Here is a 3,958-nt window from a genome sequence, read left to right as displayed (position 1 = left end):
GACAACCTGAGCGACACCGACGTCGACCGCGTCATCCTCGACATGCTCGCCCCCCTGGCGGCCCTGCTCGGCGACGAACTGGTCGCGAGCCTGCTCGTCCTGCACGATCTCCACCCCGAGGACCGCGACGCCCGTATCGCCCGTGCGCTGGACAGCATCCGGGAACACGCCCTGGAGGTCGCGGACTTCGACGAGGCGACCGGCACCCTGGAGCTGCGGACCGGCGCGGCGGACTCGGGCTGCGGCTGCGCCGCCGGCGCCGGTTCCGCCCGGCAGGCCGCCGAGGACGCGCTCGCCTGCTTCGCGCCGGAGGTGCGGGCGGTCGACATCCGCACCACCCCCGCGGGACCACCCCTGCTCCAGATCGGCAAGGGCCCGGGCAGCGCCCCCACGGCGGCGAGGACACCATGAGCGCACCCCGCAACGGCTCCGGCGGCCTGCGCAGATTCCTGGCCGAGCGGCCGCCCCGCCCCGAACGGTGCGAACTGTGCGCGGTGGCGGTGCCCGAGGAGGACCACCGCCACCTGGTCGACACCGAGAAGCGGGCCCTGGTCTGCGCGTGCACCGGCTGCGCCCTGCTGATGGAGCGGCCGGGCGCGGCGGCCGGCCGCTTCCGCGCGGTCCCGGACCGCTACCTCACCGACCCCGCCCACCACCTCGACGAGGCCGCGTGGGAGGCGCTCCAGATCCCGGTCGGCGTCGCCTTCTTCTTCCGCAACGCGGCGCTCGACCGGCTGGTCGCCCACTACCCGAGCCCGGCCGGGGCCACCGAGAGCGAACTCGAACCGGCGGTCTGGACGGCGGTCCTCGGCGACAGCCGCCTCGCCGCACTGCTCGAACCCGACGTGGAGGCGCTGCTGCTGCGGCGCGTCCACGGGCGGTGCGAGAGCTACCTCGTACCCATCGACGTCTGCTACGAACTGGTGGGCCGTATGCGGCTGTTGTGGCAGGGCTTCGACGGCGGGGCCGAGGCCCGCGCCGCCCTGGACACGTTCTTCGCGCAGATCGCGCTCCGTGCCGAGCCGGTACACCTGGCCGAGGCGGGCCGACCGTGACGGAGTTCTCGTTCGCCTGCACCGGGGTACGCGCCGACCGGTACGCCGCCGGGCCGACCCTCGTCTTCCGGCTGCGGGTCACCGCGTCCGGCGGCGCGCGCGTGCACGCCCTCGCGCTGCGCTGCCAGATCCGTATCGAACCCGCCCGCCGCGGTTACGGGCCCGCGGAGGCCGAAGGCCTGAAAGATCTCTTCGGTGAGCGCTCGCGCTGGGGGAGCACCCTCCAGCCGGTGCAGTTCGCCCAGGTCTCGGTGATGGTGCCCAGCTTCACCGGCGAGACGGAGACGGATCTCGTCGTGCCCTGCACCTACGATCTCGACGTCGCCGCGAGCCGCTACCTGGACGCGCTCGACGACGGCGAGGTCCCGCTGCTGATGCTCTTCTCCGGTACGGCGTTCACCGGGGCCGGAGGATTCCGGGTCGAGCCCGTGCCCTGGGACCGGGAGGCGTCCTTCCGGATGCCGGTCACGGCCTGGCGGGAGATGGTCGAACAGCACTTCCCCGGGTGCGGCTGGATCCGGCTGCCCCGCGCCACCATGGACGCGCTGCTCGCCTACCGCTCCCGCCACGCCCTGCCCTCCTGGGAGGCGACCCTGCGGGCACTGCTCGACGACAGCGCGACCGCCCACCCACCGCGTACGGACCCGCCGCGCACCGAAGGCTTCCGTACGGACGCCCTTCCCGCCGATCCGTTCGCGGCGCTGACGCGAAGCACCGGAAGGACCGCCCCGTGACCGTGACCGCCTTCACCCCGGCCACCGAGGAACGGTTCGCGGTGGCCCGGCAGGTCGCCGACGCCGTCCTCTTCGAGGGCTACGTCCTCTACCCGTACCGTGCCTCGGCGGCCAAGAACCGGCTGCGCTGGCAGTTCGGGGTGCTGGTGCCGCCCGCCTGGGGCGCCGAGTGCGAGGAGCACGAGTTCCAGCACACCGAATGCCTGATGGAGCCGAAGGCGGGCGCGACCCTCTCGGTCGAGCTGCGCTTCCTGCACGCCCGGCGGCGGACCGTGCAGCGGCTGAACCCGGACGGCGGCTTCGAGACGGTTCCCGAACTGCGCCTGGAGGACCGGGTCCTGGTCCCCTGGGACGAGGGAGCCGAGGAGCACGTCGAGGTCGTCGCCGCGGTGGACGACCTCCTGGGCGACGGCGTCACGGCCCCGTTCACCCGGCCCGCCCGCGAGGAGACCGAGCCGGTCCTCGACGCGCGCGGCCGCACCGTCGGCCGGCTCGTGCGCCGGTACGAGCAGGTCGACGGTGTCGTACGGCTGTCCGCCCGCGAACTCGACGGCCCCTACCGGACGTTGCGGCTGACCGCCGTGGTCGAGAACACCGGCACCTGGACACCCCCGGACGGGCGGACCGCCGACCGGGACGCCGCGCTGCCGCACTGCCTGGTCGCCGCCCATCTGCTGATGGGTCTGAGCGCCGGGTCGTTCCTGTCCATGACGGATCCGCCGGAGTGGGCGAAGGCCGCGGTCGCGTCCTGCCGCAACCTGCACACCTGGCCCGTGCTCGCCGGGGAACCGGGCCGCGCGGACCTGGTGCTGTCCTCGCCGATCATCCTGGACGACCATCCCGCGATCGCCCCGGAGAGCCCGGGAGCGCTCTACGACGCCACGGAGATCGACGAGATCCTGGCGCTGCGCACCGCCGCCCTCACGGACGAGGAGAAGCGCGAGGCCCGCGGGACGGACGAGCGGGCCGCCGCGGTGATCGACCTGGCGGACTCGATGCCCCCCGAGGTCCTGGAACGCCTGCACGGTGCGGTGCGCGGCCTGCGCGAGGTGACCGGCGCCGGACCGGCGAACCCGGTCGGCGCCGCGGGCCCGGGATTCCCGGACGAGTTCGGCGTGCAGCGCCAGGACACACCGTGGTGGGATCCCGCGAGCGACGCCGGCTTCGACCCGGCCTGCGACCGCGTCGTGGTGGAGGGCCGCTCGCTCGGCGCGGGAAGCCGCGTACTGCTGCGGCCGGGCCTGCGGCGCACCGACGCCCAGGACCTCTTCCTCCAGGGCCGCAGCGCCAAGGTCGAGGCGGTGCTGCACGACGTGGACGGCGCGGTGCACCTGGCCGTCACGGTCGAGGGCGACCCGGGCGCCGACATCCGCCGCGAACAGGGCCGCTACCTGTACTTCCAGCCCGACGAGGTCACACCGCTGGAGGACCCGGTATGAGCGCCTCCGCGGACCGGACCCGCGCCCCGGGCGGCAGGGTCCTGGTCGCCGGCATCGGCAACATCTTCCTCGGCGACGACGGCTTCGGGGTCGAGACCGTGCGCGCGCTCACCCGCAGCCGGCTGCCCGACCGCGTCGAGGCCGTGGACATCGGCGTACGGGGCGTGCACCTCGCGTACCAGGTCCTCGACGGCTACGACACCCTGATCCTGGTGGACGCCACCCGGCGCGGCGAGGCACCCGGAACGCTGTACCTGATCGAACACGACGGCGCGGCAGGGGAGGCGGCGCCGCCGGGTGCCGCGCTCGACGGGCACCGTATGACCCCCGACACGGTGCTCGCGCTGCTGGGGACCCTGTGCGCCGGAACCGGCGGACAGCCGCCCGGGCGCGTGCTGGTGCTCGGCTGCGAACCGGCCTCGGTGGAGGAGGGCATCGGCCTCAGCGCGCCGGTGGCCGCCGCCGTTCCGCAGGCCGTCCGGCTGATCGAAGAGTTGCTGCGGGCCGACGAGCCGGGAGAGTCCGCGCCGCGGGCCACGGTCGGCGAGGCCGCGAAGTGAGGAGACAACCATGCTGAAGACCCTTGCCTGTGGCGCGGCCGCGGCCGTCGTCGCCGCCGTCCTCGTGCAGTCCCTGCCGGACATCAGACGCTACCTGCGCATGCGCAGCATGTGAGCCGGTGCCCTTCCGGCGGACCCCCGGCCCGATGCCCTTCCGGCCGGGAGGCATC

At 74.3% G+C, this 3,958-nt stretch carries 5 protein-coding genes and 1 pseudogene; all 6 read left to right on the top strand.

What is annotated here, in order from left to right:
* Positions 1-411 (top strand): annotated as a pseudogene (locus ABT085_RS44780) (hypothetical protein); the annotation flags it as partial.
* Positions 408-1,055 carry a DUF5947 family protein gene (locus ABT085_RS44775; protein ID WP_351622535.1) on the top strand — a complete coding sequence of 216 codons (648 nt, stop codon included), beginning with the start codon at positions 408-410 and terminating at the stop codon, positions 1,053-1,055. The pseudogene ABT085_RS44780 and the gene ABT085_RS44775, both read left to right, overlap by 4 nt.
* The gene (locus ABT085_RS44770; protein WP_351622532.1) at positions 1,052-1,789 is read left to right on the top strand and encodes a DUF6084 family protein; all 738 of its coding nucleotides are present in this window, start codon (positions 1,052-1,054) and stop codon (positions 1,787-1,789) included. Before ABT085_RS44775 ends, ABT085_RS44770 begins: the two co-directional genes overlap by 4 nt.
* Positions 1,786-3,228, top strand: a complete 1,443-nt coding sequence (locus ABT085_RS44765) for a hypothetical protein (RefSeq protein ID WP_351622529.1) — start codon at positions 1,786-1,788, stop codon at positions 3,226-3,228. Before ABT085_RS44770 ends, ABT085_RS44765 begins: the two co-directional genes overlap by 4 nt.
* The gene (locus ABT085_RS44760) at positions 3,225-3,788 is read left to right on the top strand and encodes a hydrogenase maturation protease (protein WP_351622526.1); all 564 of its coding nucleotides are present in this window, start codon (positions 3,225-3,227) and stop codon (positions 3,786-3,788) included. Before ABT085_RS44765 ends, ABT085_RS44760 begins: the two co-directional genes overlap by 4 nt.
* A gap of 10 nt (positions 3,789-3,798) precedes the next feature.
* A complete protein-coding gene (locus tag ABT085_RS46945) occupies positions 3,799-3,903 on the top strand; it encodes a DUF6893 family small protein (RefSeq protein WP_384728049.1) in 105 nt (34 codons plus the stop codon).
* Positions 3,904-3,958: the final 55 nt, after the last annotated feature.

Origin of the sequence: Streptomyces sp. NPDC002265 (assembly GCF_040296125.1) — a bacterium.
Classification (GTDB): domain Bacteria; phylum Actinomycetota; class Actinomycetes; order Streptomycetales; family Streptomycetaceae; genus Streptomyces.
This window is presented reverse-complemented; position numbering and strand designations above follow the sequence as displayed.

Bases quoted from the DNA above. Each gene is read 5' to 3' on its own strand.
- ABT085_RS44775 (WP_351622535.1), top strand. From the start codon at position 408: ATGAGCGCACCCCGCAACGGCTCCGGCGGCCTGCGCAGATTCCTGGCC.
- ABT085_RS44760 (WP_351622526.1), top strand. From the start codon at position 3,225: ATGAGCGCCTCCGCGGACCGGACCCGCGCCCCGGGCGGCAGGGTCCTG.
- ABT085_RS46945 (WP_384728049.1), top strand. From the start codon at position 3,799: ATGCTGAAGACCCTTGCCTGTGGCGCGGCCGCGGCCGTCGTCGCCGCC.